General features: G+C 73.2%; 15 protein-coding genes. 9 read left to right on the top strand and 6 right to left on the bottom strand.

All coding sequences use genetic code 11. From position 1 onward, the window contains the following. Positions 1 to 116: 116 nt before the first annotated feature. From ACTVZO_RS19495 to ACTVZO_RS19505, 3 genes are read right to left on the bottom strand one after another with little or no spacing between them, the layout of a single operon-like run. Positions 117 to 734, bottom strand: a complete 618-nt coding sequence (locus ACTVZO_RS19495) for a TetR/AcrR family transcriptional regulator (protein WP_443299608.1) — start codon at positions 732 to 734, stop codon at positions 117 to 119. After that, on the bottom strand, positions 731 to 1,564 hold the full coding sequence (locus tag ACTVZO_RS19500) for a sugar phosphate isomerase/epimerase family protein (RefSeq protein ID WP_443299609.1): 834 nt from the start codon (positions 1,562 to 1,564) through the stop codon (positions 731 to 733). Before ACTVZO_RS19500 ends, ACTVZO_RS19495 begins: the two co-directional genes overlap by 4 nt. A 56-nt stretch (positions 1,565 to 1,620) precedes the next feature. Next, positions 1,621 to 2,559, bottom strand: coding sequence for a Ppx/GppA phosphatase family protein (locus ACTVZO_RS19505; protein WP_443299610.1), 939 nt, complete (start codon positions 2,557 to 2,559; stop codon positions 1,621 to 1,623). A gap of 63 nt (positions 2,560 to 2,622) precedes the next feature. Here ACTVZO_RS19505 and ACTVZO_RS19510 point away from each other — a divergent pair, with 63 nt between their 5' ends. Further along, positions 2,623 to 3,480 carry a hypothetical protein gene (locus tag ACTVZO_RS19510; RefSeq protein WP_443299611.1) on the top strand — a complete coding sequence of 286 codons (858 nt, stop codon included), beginning with the start codon at positions 2,623 to 2,625 and terminating at the stop codon, positions 3,478 to 3,480. A 20-nt stretch (positions 3,481 to 3,500) separates the two neighbouring features. Here ACTVZO_RS19510 and ACTVZO_RS19515 read toward each other — a convergent pair whose 3' ends face one another. Beyond that, positions 3,501 to 5,228, bottom strand: a complete 1,728-nt coding sequence (locus ACTVZO_RS19515; RefSeq protein WP_443299612.1) for a BACON domain-containing protein — start codon at positions 5,226 to 5,228, stop codon at positions 3,501 to 3,503. Positions 5,229 to 5,375: 147 nt separating this feature from the next. On the opposite strand from ACTVZO_RS19515, the gene radA reads away from it, so the two are divergent. Together radA and disA are read left to right on the top strand one after the other, a co-directional pair. Further along, positions 5,376 to 6,788: a DNA repair protein RadA gene (gene radA / locus ACTVZO_RS19520; protein ID WP_443299613.1), complete on the top strand. Its 1,413-nt coding sequence runs from the start codon at positions 5,376 to 5,378 to the stop codon at positions 6,786 to 6,788. Positions 6,789 to 6,941: 153 nt separating this feature from the next. After that, complete coding sequence (gene disA, locus ACTVZO_RS19525) at positions 6,942 to 8,066, top strand: DNA integrity scanning diadenylate cyclase DisA (protein WP_274548915.1); 1,125 nt, start codon at positions 6,942 to 6,944, stop codon at positions 8,064 to 8,066. Positions 8,067 to 8,102: 36 nt separating this feature from the next. Here the strand turns inward: disA and ACTVZO_RS19530 are convergent, their stop codons facing one another. Beyond that, positions 8,103 to 9,155: a S1C family serine protease gene (locus tag ACTVZO_RS19530; RefSeq protein WP_443299614.1), complete on the bottom strand. Its 1,053-nt coding sequence runs from the start codon at positions 9,153 to 9,155 to the stop codon at positions 8,103 to 8,105. A gap of 171 nt (positions 9,156 to 9,326) precedes the next feature. Further along, on the bottom strand, positions 9,327 to 10,118 hold the full coding sequence (locus ACTVZO_RS19535) for a hypothetical protein (RefSeq protein ID WP_443299615.1): 792 nt from the start codon (positions 10,116 to 10,118) through the stop codon (positions 9,327 to 9,329). A 159-nt stretch (positions 10,119 to 10,277) separates the two neighbouring features. On the opposite strand from ACTVZO_RS19535, the gene ACTVZO_RS19540 reads away from it, so the two are divergent. The 6 genes from ACTVZO_RS19540 to cseC all read left to right on the top strand — a co-directional run bounded on the left by ACTVZO_RS19540 (position 10,278) and on the right by cseC (position 15,395). Next, positions 10,278 to 10,886, top strand: coding sequence for a phosphatase PAP2 family protein (locus tag ACTVZO_RS19540; RefSeq protein ID WP_443299616.1), 609 nt, complete (start codon positions 10,278 to 10,280; stop codon positions 10,884 to 10,886). A gap of 29 nt (positions 10,887 to 10,915) precedes the next feature. Beyond that, positions 10,916 to 11,848 carry an A/G-specific adenine glycosylase gene (locus tag ACTVZO_RS19545; RefSeq protein WP_443299617.1) on the top strand — a complete coding sequence of 311 codons (933 nt, stop codon included), beginning with the start codon at positions 10,916 to 10,918 and terminating at the stop codon, positions 11,846 to 11,848. Between the two features lie 239 nt (positions 11,849 to 12,087). Further along, complete coding sequence (locus ACTVZO_RS19550; RefSeq protein ID WP_069920779.1) at positions 12,088 to 12,648, top strand: SigE family RNA polymerase sigma factor; 561 nt, start codon at positions 12,088 to 12,090, stop codon at positions 12,646 to 12,648. After that, positions 12,636 to 13,316: a hypothetical protein gene (locus ACTVZO_RS19555; protein WP_443299618.1), complete on the top strand. Its 681-nt coding sequence runs from the start codon at positions 12,636 to 12,638 to the stop codon at positions 13,314 to 13,316. Before ACTVZO_RS19550 ends, ACTVZO_RS19555 begins: the two co-directional genes overlap by 13 nt. 52 nt (positions 13,317 to 13,368) lie before the next feature. Then, positions 13,369 to 14,082, top strand: coding sequence for a two-component system response regulator CseB (cseB, locus tag ACTVZO_RS19560; protein WP_443299619.1), 714 nt, complete (start codon positions 13,369 to 13,371; stop codon positions 14,080 to 14,082). Beyond that, complete coding sequence (cseC, locus tag ACTVZO_RS19565; RefSeq protein WP_443299620.1) at positions 14,079 to 15,395, top strand: two-component system sensor histidine kinase CseC; 1,317 nt, start codon at positions 14,079 to 14,081, stop codon at positions 15,393 to 15,395. The genes cseB and cseC overlap by 4 nt, the downstream gene beginning before the upstream one ends. Positions 15,396 to 15,464 lie beyond the last annotated feature (69 nt).

Below are 15,464 nucleotides of genomic sequence, written 5' to 3' on the forward strand. Positions count from 1 at the left end.
CCCATGAGTGCGGCCGGCCTTGCGAGCGCGGCCACGACTGTAGATATGAATCAATTACGAGGCTACGCCCCTCGCCCGCGATACGGACAGCAAGTCCGCATGCCGGGACGGGCGGCTCATTCCTCGGTCAGGTAGCGCTGGAGGGTGGGCGCGACCAGGGCCACGATGTCGTCCGGATCGGCGGACGCGAGGGGCTCGACCTGGACCACGTAGCGCAGGATCGCGATGCCGACCATGTGGGAGGCGGCGAGCTCGGCGCGGAAGGTCGGGTCGGGGACGTCGAGGTCGGCCGCCACCCGTTCGAGCAGGCGGCGCAGGACGATCCGGCGCAGCACCGCGGCCGCGGCCTCGTGGGTCAGCGCCGACCTGATCACGGCCAGCAGCGGCGCCCGGGTGACCGGGTTCTCCCAGATCCCGAGGAAGTAGCGGACGAGCCGTTCCCCGATGCCGTCCGGGCCCTCGCCGAGGATCGCCGGGACCACCATCGCCGGCTCCATGCTCAGCTCGATGGCTGCGGCGAAGAGGTCGTCCTTGGTGCCGAAGTAGTGGTGGACCAGGGCCGGGTCCACACCGGCGGCCTTGGCGACGCCGCGTACGGAGGTCTTGTCGTAGCCGCGCGCGGCGAACTCGGAGCGGGCGGCGAGGCGGATGCGCTCCTGGGTGCCGGGGCCCTCCTCCACCTCGTCCTGGCGGGGCCGGCCGGGGCCGCGGCGGCGCTTGACGGGCTCGGTCACGGGCGCCGGACCCCGTCGCGCGGGGCGGAGGCGGTGGCGAGGTGCAGGCGGGTGAAGGCCAGCGCCTCGGCGAGGTCGGCCTCCCGCTCGGCCGAGGACATGGCGCGCCGCGTGTTGACCTCGATCACCACGTGACCGTCGAAGGAGGTGCGGGCGAGCCGCTCCAGCAGCTCGGCGCAGGGCTGCGTACCGCGGCCCGGGACGAGGTGCTCGTCCTTCGCCGAGCCGTTTCCGTCGGCGAGGTGGACGTGCGCGAGCCGGTCGCCCATCCGGTCGATCATCTCGGTGGCGTCGGTGCGGGCGGTCGCGGTGTGCGAGAGGTCGACGGTGAAGTGCCGGTAGTCGTCCTTCGTCACGTCCCACTCGGGCGCGTACGCGAGCATCTCGCGGTCGCGGTAGCGCCAGGGGTACATGTTCTCGACGGCGAACCGGACGTCGGTCTCGTCGGCCATCCGCCAGATCCCGGTGACGAAGTCCCGCGCGTACTGGCGCTGCCACCGGAACGGCGGGTGCACGACGACGGTGGACGCGCCCAGCCGCTCGGCCGCCGCCCGCGCGCGCTGGAGCTTGGTCCAGGGGTCGGTGGACCACACCCGCTGGGTGATCAGCAGGCACGGTGCGTGGACGGCGAGGATCGGCACCCGGTGGTGGTCGGACAGCCGGCGCAGCGCGTCGACGTCCTGGCTGACCGGGTCCGTCCAGACCATGACCTCGACGCCGTCGTAGCCGAGGCGCGCGGCGATCTCGAAGGCGGTCGCCGTGGACTCCGGATATACGGAGGCGGTGGACAGGGCGACTTTCGCGGTCGGGACACGGACTGGTTCTGCCACGGACACAGGGTACGGGGTGCGGCCCGGCGCTCCCGGGCGCGGCCCGGCCCGCCCCCTCAGGCGTTGCCCGTCGGCAAGTGGTCCAGCCGGCGCAGGATGACCCCCTCGCGCAGGGCCCACGGGCAGATCTCGAGCTCCTCGACGCCGAAGAGGTCCATCGCGCCCTCGGCGACCAGCGCTCCCGCCAGGATCTGGTTCGCCCGGCCCTCCGAGACGCCGGGCAGGGCCGCACGCTGGGCCGTGGTCATCGCGGCCAGCCGCGGTACCCACTCCTCGAGCGATTTGCGGGTCAGGTCCCGCTGCACGTAGAGGCCGTCCGCCGAGCGGGCCGCGCCCGCGATGCGGGCCAGCTGCTTGAAGGTCTTGGAGGTCGCCACGACGTGGTCGGGGGTTCCGAAGCGGCTGAACTCCCCCACCGACCGCGCGATCTCCGCCCGCACGTGCCGGCGCAGGGCACGGATGTCCAGCGCGTCCGGCGGGTCGCCCGGCAGCCAGCCCGCCGTGAGGCGGCCCGCGCCCAGCGGGAGGGAGACGGCCGCGTCCGGGTCCTCGTCGATGCCGTACGCGATCTCCAGCGAGCCGCCGCCGATGTCGAGGACCAGCAGCTTCCCGGCCGACCAGCCGAACCAGCGGCGCGCGGCCAGGAAGGTCAGCCGGGCCTCGTCCGCACCGCTCAGTACGGGCAGGTCGACACCGGTCTCGGCCCTGACCCGCGCCAGCACCTCGTCCGCGTTCGTGGCCTCGCGCACGGCGCTGGTCGCGAAGGGCAGGACGTCCTCGCACCCCTTGTCCTCGGCGGCCTGCACCGCGTCGGCGATCACCGAGACCAGGCGCTCGACGCCCTCGGGCGTGACGGCGCCGGCCTCGTCGAGGAGCTCCGCGAGCCGCATTTCCACCTTGTGCGAGTGCGCCGGCTGCGGGCGCGCGCCGGGGTGCGCGTCCACCACAAGCAGATGGACCGTGTTCGAACCCACATCAAGGACACCGAGTCTCATAGGGGGAAACGCTACTGCGGCGAACGCGTAGGGGTTGCGTAAGGGGCGCTTAGGCTTGGGTTTGTGCCAAATACGAAGAAGGCCAACAAGACCAAGTCCGGCAACAAGGCGGGAACGAAGGCCTCCACGGCCGCCAAGGCCGCCAAGGCCAAGGGCGCCGCGGCGGCCTCCGACGAGAAGGGCCTCGACTTCCCCCGGGCCTGGGTGGAGTTCCCCGATCCCGCCGACGAGGAGCAGGTCTTCCGCTGTGACCTGACCTGGCTCACCTCCCGCTGGACCTGCATCTTCGGCAGCGGCTGCCAGGGCATCCAGGCGGGCCGGGCGGACGACGGCTGCTGCACGCTCGGCGCGCACTTCTCCGACGAGGACGACGAGAAGCGCGTCGCCCGGCACGTGGCCCGGCTGACCCCCGAGCTGTGGCAGTTCCACGACGTGGGCAGCGAGACGGGCTGGACCCAGGCCGACGAGGACGGGGAGAAGCAGACCCGCCGCTGGGACGGCGCGTGCATCTTCCTCAACCGGCCGGGGTTCCCCGCCGGGGCCGGCTGCTCGCTGCACATCCTGGCCGTGAAGGAGGGCCGGGAGCCGCTGGAGACGAAGCCCGACGTCTGCTGGCAGCTGCCGATCCGCCGTACCTACGACTGGATCGACCGGCCCGACGACACCCGGGTGCTCCAGGTGTCGATCGGCGAGTACGACCGGCGCGGCTGGGGCCCGGGCGGGCACGACCTGCACTGGTGGTGCACGTCGGCGACCTCCGCGCACGGCGCCGGGCAGCCGGTGTACGTCTCGTACCGCCCCGAGCTGACCGAGCTGATGGGCAAGGAGGCGTACGAGGAGCTGGTGAAGCTGTGCGAGGCGCGGCTCGCCTCGCTGCTGCCGATGGCCCCGCACCCGGCCGACCCGGTGCTCCCGGGCTAGGCCGGGGGCCGACCGGGCCGTCAGGTCGACGAGGCCGACGGGTCGGGGCCGGGGGAAACCGTTCCTCCTGACGTCGGCGTGGGCGTCGGGGTCTCGGTCGGCGTGGGGGTCGGGGTCGGAGTGGGCGTCGGGGTGGGATCGGGGCTCGGCGGCGGGGTCGGCGTGGGCGTCGGGGCCGGGGTCGAGGGCGGCTCCGGGGTCGGGGCCGGGCGGCCGCGGCCCTGGATGGAGACGACCGCACCCGCCGGATCCACCCCCACCCGGGCCGACCAGCCCCCCACGGGCTGGGCCTCGGTGTCGACGGTGATCCTCAGGGTGACCGATTCTCCGGGGGCCAGCGTGCCCGCGGTCCGGCTCGCGCGCAGCCAGGGCGCGTCGGACCAGAGCCGCCAGTCCACCGGGGCGCCCCCGGACGCGGTGAGGGTGAGCAGCGTGGTGGATCCCTGCGAGGACGCGGCCACGCCGAGCCGGCCGGGGGCGCCGGGCCGGTCGGCGGCGGGCGGGGGTCCGGTGCTGATCACCTCGACGGATACGTCGGGCTCCGCGCTCCCCGGGGCGAAGGCGGCCCCGCCGGTGGTGGACGAGGTGTTCCCGGCGTTCTCGTAGGCGGTCAGCGGGCGGCCGCCGATGTGCGGCGGCAGCGGGAGGTCGGTCTCGCTCGCGGAGATGCGGGTGGCGGCGTCGCCCACGGGTTCGCCGGTGTCGGGCGCTCCGCGGTACGCCGCCCACAGCGCGATCACCGGCGCCGCGACGACGGTGGCGACCACGGTGGTGGTCACCGCCCGGGCCCGCATCCGGTCGCGGCGGGCCGCGCGGTCCTTGGGGTCCATCGGGAAGCCGGTCCGGTCGAAGCGCGGGACGGGCCGTCGCCCCCGGCCGCCGGTGCGGAGCATCGCCGCGTGGACGGCGGTGCGGGGCGCGGGGACGAGCGGCAGGGCGGCGGCCCCGATGCCGCCGGAGCCGGGCCAGGGCGCTCCGGCGCCCACGCGTTCGGCGGCGCGGCGGCAGCGCGGACAGTCGTCGACGTGGCGGACGAGCTCGGCGCGCAGGGTGGTCGACAGCAGGACCTGCCCGTCGCCGGTGAGCCGGGAAACGCTCGGGCAGTTGCCGGTCTCCACCACGGCGAGGGCGGTACGGGTGCGCTCCACCTCGCAGGCGGCGCCGGACAGCAGCTCCCGGGCGGCTGCCGGGGGCGTGCCGAGGACGGCGGCCAGTTCGGTGACGCCCAGGCGGTGGCGGACGGCGAGCTCCAGGGCCTCGCGCTGCTCGGGCGTGGTCCCGGCGGCCTCCGGCCAGGCGAGCCGGGCCAGCTCGGTACGGCGGTAGGCGCTCACGTCAAGCGTCCGGCGGGCCCCGCCCGACGGGTCGCCTTCCGTACCCTCGCCCGGCGCACTACCGGGATTCGTGCGCTCCGGCGCGCGCCGGGCGCAATGCGCTCCCTGTCGTGCGCGCCGTTGCTCCGCCATCCTGTGCAGGCAGCCCCAGCGGGCCAGGGCGTAGAGCCAGGCCCGCCGGTCCCCTTCGTCGGGGCAGCGGCCGGGATGCCGTTCGGCCACGGCGAGCACGTCGCCCAGCACGTCGGTGGCGGTGTCGTGGTCGCACAGGACCGACAGGCAGTAGGTGAACAGGCCGTCCAGGTACGGCTCGTGCCGGAAGGGCGGCGGCGGCTCCCCCTCGAGGAGCGTGCGCCCGTGCGCCCGGTGTGCGCCGGAGCGTGACGAGGAGTGTGCCTGGCTGCTGCTGTTCACTCGGCGACCGTAGGCGGCGCGCCGGGGGACCTCCGGAAGCCTTCCCAGGATTTAGCCCTTACGGGTGAACAGATCGGTGAAGTACTGACGGTGCGGTTGTCGGCCGCCCGGTCGGCGCTGTCGGTGCCGGCGGCTACCGTGTGCGGCATGGCTGCCCGCACTGCTCGTTCATCCGCCAAGGACCGGCCGTCCTACCGCTGCACCGAATGCGGCTGGACGACCGCGAAGTGGCTCGGGCGGTGTCCCGAGTGCCAGGCGTGGGGCACCGTCGAGGAGATGGGCGCGCCCGCCGTGCGGACCACCGCCGCGGGCCGGGTCTCGACGGCCGCCGTGCCGATCGCTCAAGTCGACGGCCGGACCGCGACCGCGCGCAGCACCGGCGTGGACGAACTGGACCGGGTCCTCGGCGGCGGGCTCGTGCCCGGCGCCGTGGTGCTGCTCGCCGGCGAGCCCGGCGTCGGCAAGTCGACCCTGCTGCTCGACGTCGCGGCCAAGGCCTCCAACGGCGACCACCGCACCCTCTACGTCACGGGCGAGGAGTCGGCGAGCCAGGTCCGGCTGCGCGCCGACCGCATCAACGCGCTGAGCGACCACCTCTACCTGGCCGCCGAGACCGACCTCTCGGCGGTACTGGGGCACCTGGACGCGGTGAAGCCCTCCCTCCTCGTCCTGGACTCCGTCCAGACCGTCGCCTCCCCCGAGATCGACGGCGCGCCCGGCGGCATGGCCCAGGTCCGCGAGGTCGCCGGGGCCCTGATCCGCGTCTCCAAGGAGCGCGGGATGTCCACCCTGCTCGTCGGCCACGTGACCAAGGACGGGGCGATCGCCGGACCCCGCCTCCTGGAGCACCTGGTCGACGTGGTGCTGAGCTTCGAGGGCGACCGGCACGCCCGGCTGCGGCTGGTGCGCGGCATCAAGAACCGGTACGGGGCCACCGACGAGGTGGGCTGCTTCGAACTGCACGACGAGGGGATCACCGGGCTCGCCGACCCGAGCGGGCTGTTCCTGACCCGGCGCGCCGAGGCGGTCCCCGGGACCTGCCTGACGGTGACCCTGGAGGGCAAGCGTCCGCTGGTCGCCGAGGTGCAGGCGCTGACCGTGGACTCGCAGATCCCCTCCCCCCGGCGCACCACGTCGGGCCTGGAGACCTCGCGCGTCTCGATGATGCTGGCGGTGCTGGAGCAGCGCGGCCGGATCACCGCGCTGGGCAAGCGCGACATCTACAGCGCCACCGTGGGCGGGGTGAAGCTGACCGAGCCGGCCGCCGACCTGGCGATCGCGCTGGCCCTGGCCTCCGCCGCAAGCGACGTCCCGCTCCCGAAGAACCTCGTGGCCATCGGGGAGGTCGGCCTGGCCGGCGAGGTGCGCCGGGTGACCGGCGTACAGCGGCGCCTCGCCGAGGCGCACCGGCTCGGCTTCACGCACGCCCTGGTCCCGGCCGATCCGGGCAAGGTCCCGGCCGGGATGAAGGTGACCGAGGTCGCGGACATGGGCGACGCTCTACGGGTCCTGCCGCGCGGCCGCTCCCGTACGCCGGCCAGGGAACGGGACGGCTCCTAGGGCGGGCGGGCCCTGGCAGGTCAGAGGGTCCGTACGGGTCCCCGCGGGGACCCCCTGGCCAAGCCACGGCCGGGCCGCAGCGCACGCCGGTAGACTTCGGCATGGTCCGCCCGGCCGTACGCAGGCGGCGCAACCCGCGACCCGAGGAGTGCAGTGGCAGCCAAGGACGGGGCAGCAGCATCCGGAAAGTCGGGCGCGAGCTCCAAGCAGGAGGCCATGATGCGCGCCTCGCTGAGCGCGGTCGCACCTGGTCAGCCGCTGCGTGACGGCCTGGAACGGATCGTCCGCGGCAACACCGGCGGGCTCATCGTCCTCGGCATGGACAAGTCGGTCGAAGCGATGTGCACGGGCGGCTTCGTGCTGGACGTGGAGTTCACGGCGACCCGGCTGCGCGAGCTGTGCAAGCTCGACGGCGCGCTCATCCTGGACAAGGACATCACCAAGATCCTGCGGGCGGGCGTCCAGCTGGTGCCGGACGCGTCGATCCACACGGAGGAGACGGGCACCCGGCACCGGACCGCGGACCGCGTCTCGAAGCAGTGCGGCTTCCCCGTCGTCTCGGTGTCGCAGTCGATGCGGCTGATCGCGCTGTACGTGGACGGGGAGCGGCGGGTCCTCGAGGAGTCCGGGGCGATCCTGTCGCGGGCGAACCAGGCACTGGCCACGCTGGAGCGGTACAAGCTGCGCCTCGACGAGGTCGCGGGCACGCTGTCGGCGCTGGAGATCGAGGACCTGGTCACGGTTCGTGACGTGACCGCGGTCGCGCAGCGGCTGGAAATGGTCCGCCGGATCGCGACCGAGATCGCCGAGTACGTCGTGGAGCTGGGTACGGACGGACGGCTGCTGTCGCTCCAGCTGGACGAGCTGACGGTGGGCATCGAGCAGGAGCGGGAGCTGGTGATCCGCGACTACGTGCCGGAGCCGACGGCGAAGCGTTCCCGCACGGTGGAGGAGGCGCTGCCGGCCCTGGACGCGCTGACGCATCCGGAGCTGCTGGAGCTGGCGATCGTGGCGAAGGCGCTGGGCTACACCGGGTCGCCGGAGACCCTGGACTCCGCGGTCTCGCCGCGCGGGTACCGGCTGCTGGCGAAGGTGCCCCGCCTCCCGGGCGCGATCATCGAGCGGCTCGTGGAGCACTTCGGGGGTCTGCAGAAGCTGCTCGCGGCGAGCGTGGACGACCTTCAGACGGTGGACGGGGTGGGCGAGGCCCGCGCGCGCAGCGTCCGCGAGGGCCTGTCCCGCCTGGCCGAATCCTCGATCCTCGAGCGGTACGTCTAGACGTCTGCGTACGTCTGCGTACGTCCGGGAGGCGGCCTAGGACTTCTTGCCTCCGAGGACCACCTCGGCGTTCCAGGCCTCGCCCGGCTTGCCGCCGGTGCTGGTCAGGGTGCCGGTGTAGACGCCGTCCACGCTGAGCTTCTCGTTGGCCGCCGCCGACTGGAGGACGTCGCACACGTCGGCCACCGAGGTCACGGGCTCGCCCTTGACCATGTTGATGACGTCGCCGGCTCCGAGGTTGGCCTTGGCGGCCGGGGACTGCGGGCTGACGCTCAGGGCGATCACTCCGTCGATGCCCTGCTTCTGGAAGGCCTGGAAGGCCTTGCTGTCCTCGGGGCCGATCTCCTCGAAGGTGGCCGGGAGGCTCGGGTCCGACATGTCGAGGAGCCACCAGCCGGGGTCGTTCTTGTTGTCGCCCGCGGCCAGCCCGGCGAGCTTGGGTTCCGCGTGGTCGCTGCTGATCGCGTAGAACTGCCCCGACACCCCTTCCTCGGAGTAGCCGAGGGTGTTGATCCCGACGACGTCTCCCTTGGCGTTGAGCAGCGGCCCGCCCGAGTTGCCCGGGTTGACGGTCGCGGAGTGCTGGATCAGGGAGGGGTAGCGCGGCAGCGACGTGAGGGGTGTGGTGCCCACCTCGGGCGTCTGCACGGCGCCGGAGGTGAAGGCGACGTTCTGGGTGGCGTCGGTCTCCCCCAGCGATGCCGGATAGCCCAGTGCCATGACGGTGTCGGCCGTCGACACGTCGCCGCTCTTGCCGAACTTCAGCTCCTTCAGGTCCTCCTGCGGAGAGGCGAGCTTGAGTACCGCGAGGTCCTCGCAGGGGTCGCTGCCGAGCACGCGCACGGGGACCGGCGGCCCGTCGCCTATGACCGCCTTCAGGGCGGCCTCCCCTTGGATGACGTGTGCGTTGGTGACGATGAGGCCCTCGTCGGCGTCGTAGATGAAGCCGGTGCCGGCGCCGTACTTCCCGATCACGTGCACCGTGGCCGGCGCGGCCTTCTCGTAGACCTGTTTGGGCGAAGGATCCTCCGCCCACGCCGTCGCGGGGCTCCAAGCGGTGATGACCGCGGCCAGGACGCCGACAGCCACACCCGTGACTCTCGCACTCATAAGGTCCCCTTCGACTGGGGCGGCCAGGCCCCGCCCCCTGGAACCACTGCCGGCCGGGAACGATCGCTGTGATTTCAGCGTAATCCCGTGGAGCCGAGCTGTCCTGGAGGGGAGGACCGGCCCGGGCGAAGCGGACGGCCGGTCCTCTTCTCAGTCCTGCTTGAGGACGAAGGAGGTCCGGGCCACCGGCATGCCGGGCGACTTGACCTCGACCACGTACGTGTCGGGGCCCGCGGCCCCCGCCGGAGGCGCCTGGCACTGGTCGGCGGCGCTGAACTTGCGGTCCCAGTCGAGCGAATGCTTCGTCTCGCCCTGGGCGGGGAGGCGGAAGAACGCGCTGCCGGACCCCGTCGGGCAGTCCGCCGAGGACCACACGGCCTTGCCGCTGGCGGCCTGAAGGATGGTCAGGACCGCCTGCTTCGGGCCGAGATCGACCTTGCAGGTGGTGCCTGCGACATTGCGGGCGACGAGTTCGAGACGGGGCTTCTCGTTCGCCTCGTACTCGTTCTTCACGCTCTTGACCTCCCACTGCAGCGCCGTCGGCGCGCACGTGGGCAGAGCGGGATCCGCCGGGACCGGGGCCCCGCCGCCGCCCGTGCCGGAGCCCGCGCCGCCCGTGCCCGTACCGCTGCCCGGCTCGCCGTTCTTACCCGTGCCGGCGGAGCCTCCGCCCTCGGATCCGGTGCCGCCGCCGCCCGACTCCGTGCGTCCGCCCGGGGCCTGACTGATCGCCGGCCCCGTGCCCGCCGGGCCGGGGGTGATCGAGGCGATGGGATCGGGGTGGCCCTGGCCCTTGCCGTTCGTACTCGACTTCCCCCCGCCGGAACTGACGGTCCATACGGCGAGGAGCGCGAGGAGCGCGACGACGGACGCCAGCACAGCCCTCCGTCGCCAGTAGATGGAGGAGGGGAGCGGCCCGACCGGATTGCGCAGAGATCCCACGGACGGAACTTTACGAGAGTCCGCGGCCCGATCGGCGCGCCCCATGCCGCGCCGCGGGTTTGTTCTGCGGATGATCATCCTGGAGGCGCATCCGGGGTACCGGGAATCGGCCAAGAGTCTGACGCGGGCACTAGTCGCATTTGAGTACTGTCGGTGACCATGGACAGCACAGCCCTGTATCTCGACATCACCGATTTCGCCCACTCCACACCCGGCTGGGTGCGGTCGGCGTTCGAGATATGGACGGAGTACGGGCTGCTGCTCTTCGGAGTGCTCTTCCTGGCCGTCTGGTGGCGCTCGCGCGCACGGGCCGGCTCCCGTGCGGTCACGCTCGCCGTCCTGGCCCCCGCCGCCACCGCTGCCGCCTACGTCGCCTCGGAGCTCGTGAAGTCCACCGTGGACGAGGAGCGGCCCTGCCGCGCCGTGGCCGGGGCTGCGGCCTCGCTCGTCCCCTGCCCGCCGACCGGCGACTGGTCCTTCCCCAGCAATCACGCGGCCATCGCGGGAGCCGCCGCGGTCGCGCTGGCCATGGCCGTGCGCCGCCTCGTGCTGCTGACCGTCCCGCTCGCCCTCCTGATGGCCTTCTCCCGGGTCTTCGTCGGCGTGCACTACCCGCACGACGTGGCGATGGGCCTGCTGCTCGGCGGTTCGCTGGCCGCCCTGTTCGTACTGGCGCTCACCGGCCCGGCCGGCCGGATCATCGCCGCCATGCGGGCGAGCGGGGTACCGGCAGTTGTCTGGTTCACCGGCCCGGGCCCCGCAAGGTAGGGACGAAACGTGCCAGGATGCCGTCTGTCATGACTGCATCCCCCATCACCTCCTCCGAATCCCCCGACTCCCCCGAGTCCCCGGCCGTCTCCCACGCCCTGCACTCCCCCGTGATCGCGTGGTTCGACGAGCACGCCCGCGACCTGCCCTGGCGCCGCCCCGAGGCCGGCCCCTGGGGCGTGATGGTCAGCGAGTTCATGCTCCAGCAGACCCCCGTCAGCCGCGTCCTGCCGGTGTACGAGCAGTGGCTCGCCCGGTGGCCCCGCCCCGCGGACCTGGCCGCCGAGGCCCCGGGCGAGGCCGTACGGGCGTGGGGGCGGCTCGGCTACCCGCGCCGGGCGCTGCGGCTGCACGGCGCGGCCGTGGCGATAACGGAGCGGCACGGGGGCGACGTACCGCGGGAGCACGCGCAGCTGCTCGCGCTGCCCGGGATCGGCGAGTACACCGCGGCCGCCGTGGCCTCCTTCGCGTACGGGCAGCGTCACGCCGTGCTCGACACGAACGTCCGGCGGGTCTTGGCGCGCACCTCCACCGGGGTGGAGTACCCCCCGAACGCCACCACCGCCGCCGAGCGTCGCCTCGCCCGGGCCCTGCTCCCCGCGGACGAGGACACCGCGGCCCGCTGGGCGGCGGCCTCGATGGAGCTCGGCGCGCTCGTGTGCACCGCCAAGAACCCCGGCTGCGGCCGCTGCCCGGTGGCCGGGCTGTGCGCGTGGCGCCTCGCCGGGAAGCCGGCGCACGAGGGGCCGCCGCGGCGCGGGCAGACGTACGCCGGGACCGACCGGCAGGTACGGGGCCGGCTGCTCGCGGTGCTCCGGGAGGCGGTGGGAGCGGTTCCGCAGGCCGTGCTCGACACCGTCTGGGACGAGCCGGTGCAGCGTGCCCGGGCTCTCGACGGGCTGGTCTCCGACGGGCTGGTGGAGCCGCTCGAGGGCGGGATGTACCGGCTCCCGCAGACCTGACACGGGCACGCGCGGGGCCGGTCCGGAGCCGGTCCGGAGCCGGCTCGCGGCCGAGTCGTATCCGACTCAACTATTCCGCTTTCAACGCCGAAACCGCAGCTCACGGGCACTGTTACACAACCTATGGGTGTCCGTGCGTCCACCGAAGGCTGGCCCGCACAGGCCCGTGACAACCCCTCCGTACCTTCGGATCCGTAAGGCAGCGGAAGAGCGGTTGCACGGAACGGAGGCGGTCTGAGATGGCGCACGGCGAGGTACTCGAATTCGAGGAGTACGTACGCACCCGGCAGGACGCGCTGCTGCGCAGCGCCCGGCGCCTGGTCCCGGACCCCACCGACGCGCAGGACCTCCTGCAGACCGCCCTCGTCCGCACCTACGGCCGCTGGGACGGCATCGCCGACAAGTCCCTGGCCGACGCCTACCTCCGCCGCGTCATGATCAACACCCGTACCGAGTGGTGGCGCGCCCGCAAGCTCGAAGAGGTCCCCACCGAGCAGCTCCCCGACGCCTCCGTCGAGGACGGCTCCGACCAGCGCGCCGACCGGGCCCTGCTGATGGACATCCTCAAGGTGCTCGCGCCCAAGCAGCGCAGCGTGGTCGTACTGCGACACTGGGAGCAGATGAGCACCGAGGAGACGGCTGCCGCGCTCGGCATGTCGGCGGGTACCGTGAAGAGCACGCTGCATCGCGCGCTGGCCCGCCTCCGGCAGGAGCTGGAGAGCCGGGACCTGGACATGCGCGCGCTGGAGCGCGGTGACCACACCATCCGGTACGAGGGGCGTGAGCGGTGCGCGGCCTGAATGGCCAAGGACTGACCGGCAGGAATTCGCTGGTCCTGGTGTCGGCGGGGACGATCGTCCTCGTCGGCACAGCCGTGTTCGCGGTCGGTTGCGCCACGGGCGGTACCGGGCTGCGCGACGGCGGCCCCGCACGGACGGACCCGGTGGCCAAGACCGCCCCCTCCGCATCCTCCCCCGAGCCGACCGCGGCCGCCTCCGGCAAGCCGCTGAAGAAGGTCGACCCGGTGGCCCTGCTCAAGGCGGACCCCAAGGTGAGCGCCGAGGTCAAGCGGGACCTCAAGCCCTGCACGGGCAAGGAGTACCCCGTGGACGTGAGCTACGGGAAGGTCACCGGCAGCACCGTCGTCGACATCGTGGTCAACGTCCTGTCCTGCGCCGACGCGTTGGGGCGCGGTTCGTACGTGTACCGCGCGGACGGCGCGACGTACGAGAATGTCTTCTCGGACGAGCAGCCGCCCGTCTACGCGGAGATCGACCGGGGTGATCTGGTGGTCACGAAGCAGGTCTACGCGAAGAGCGACCCGCTCTCCTATCCGTCGGGCGAGGACGTGATCACGTACCGCTGGGACGGGGAGAAGTTCACCGAGCAGGACCGGGTGCACTCCGAATACAGCAACGTGGTCGACAGCGGCAGCCAGCCCGCTCCGGCCGTGACCCAGAAGAACTGACCGCCGCACCACCGAGCACCGAAGAACCGAAGAACCGAGGCGAGGCTCCCGCATGGCCGAGACCCATGTCCTGTTCGTGGAGGACGACGACGTCATCCGTGAGGCCACGACCCTGGCGCTGGAACGCGACGGGTTCGTGGTCACCGCCATGCCCGACGGCCTGTCCGGACTGGAGTCCTTCCGGGCGAACCGGCCCGACATCGCCCTGCTCGACGTGATGGTCCCCGGCATGGACGGCGTGAGCCTGTGCCGCCGCATCCGCGACGAGTCCACCGTCCCCGTGATCATGCTGTCGGCGCGCGCCGACTCCATCGACGTGGTGCTGGGCCTGGAGGCGGGGGCCGACGACTACGTCACCAAGCCCTTCGACGGATCGGTGCTCGTCGCCCGGATCCGCGCCGTGCTGCGCCGCTTCGGCCACGCCGGCGGACCGCGGAACGGCGGCCAGGGCTCCCACGACGAAGGTCAGGACGCGGAGCGCGGGGTGCTCTCCTTCGGCGACCTGGAGGTCGACACCGAGGGCATGGAGGTGCGCAGGGCGGGCGTGGCCGTGGCGCTGACCCCGACCGAGATGCGGCTGCTGCTGGAGTTCTCCTCCGCACCGGGCACCGTGCTGTCGCGCGACCGGCTGCTGGAACGGGTCTGGGACTACGACTGGGGCGGCGACACCCGGGTGGTGGACGTCCACGTCCAGCGGCTGCGGACCAAGATCGGCCAGGACCGGATCGAGACGGTCCGGGGCTTCGGATACAAGCTCAAGGCATGAGACGGCTCCACCTCCGCACGGGGATCCGCTGGAAGATCACCATCGCCGTCGCCGCCGTGGGCGCCCTCACGGCCGTCGCGCTGAGCCTGGTGGTGCACAGCGCTGCCCGGGTGTCGATGCTGGAGAGCGCCCGCGACGTGCAGCTGGACCGCGTGCAGTTCATCTCCCGCAACGCCGAGGCCGGGCGCAAGCCGCCCATGGGCGCCAAGCTCAACGACCCGGACCTGCCCGCCCAGCTGCGGGAGAAGGCGCGCTCCGGGCGGCGCGGCACGTACGTGCAGGAGTCCGCGACGGGGGCGGCTCCCGAGGTGTGGGCCGCGGTGCCGCTCGAGAACGGGCAGGTGCTGTCGCTGCACACGCAGTTCCGGGAGAGCGCCAACATGGTGCGCGACCTGGACCAGGCGCTGGTCGTCGGCTCCCTGGCCGTGGTGGTCGGCGGCTCGGCGCTGGGCGTCCTGATCGGCGGGCAGATCTCCCGCCGGCTGCGCAAGGCGGCGACGGCCGCGCAGCGGGTGGCGCACGGGGATCCCGAGGTCCGGGTGCGCGACGCGGTCGGGGGCGTCGTACGCGACGAGACGGACGACCTCGCGCGGGCCGTGGACGCCATGGCCGACGCCCTCCAGCAGCGGCTGGAGGCCGAGCGGCGGGTGACCGCGGACATCGCGCACGAACTGCGGACACCGGTGACGGGCCTGCTCACCGCGGCCGAACTGCTGCCCCCGGGCCGGCCGACCGAGCTCGTACGGGACCGGGCGCAGGCGATGCGCGTGCTGGTCGAGGACGTCCTGGAGGTGGCCCGGCTGGACAGCGCCTCCGAGCGCGCGGAGCTTCAGGACGTGGCGCTGGGCGAGTTCGTGAGCCGGCGGGTGACGGCGCTGATGCCGGAGGCGTCGGTACGGGTCGTCGCGGACGAGATCGTCAGCACCGACCCGCGACGCCTGGAGCGGATCCTGGGAAACCTGCTGGCCAATGCCGCGCGGTACGGGCGGCCACCGGTCCAGGTCGACGTGGAGGGCCGGGTCGTGCGGATCCGCGACCACGGGCCGGGCTTCCCGGAGGCCCTGCTGCGCGAGGGGCCGAGCCGCTTCCGGACCGGGTCGACGGACCGCGCGGGCGTGGGGCACGGGCTGGGTCTGACCATCGCGGAGGGGCAGGCGCGGGTGCTGGGCGCCCGGCTGACCTTCCGCAACGTGGCCGCCCCGGGCGGCTTCGACCGCGAGGGCCGGGCGGCGGGCGCCGTGGCGGTGCTGTGGCTGCCGGAGCACGCGCCGACGGCGACGGGCAGCTTCCCGGTGGTCAAGCCCCAGCAGTAGCCCGGTGGCGGGGAGGACCGGATCGGCACCGGGCCGTACGGCCCGGCAGGTCCGTGACTTAGCATCCGT

This window comes from Streptomyces sp. IBSNAI002 (assembly GCF_052244475.1).
Lineage (GTDB): Bacteria > Actinomycetota > Actinomycetes > Streptomycetales > Streptomycetaceae > Streptomyces.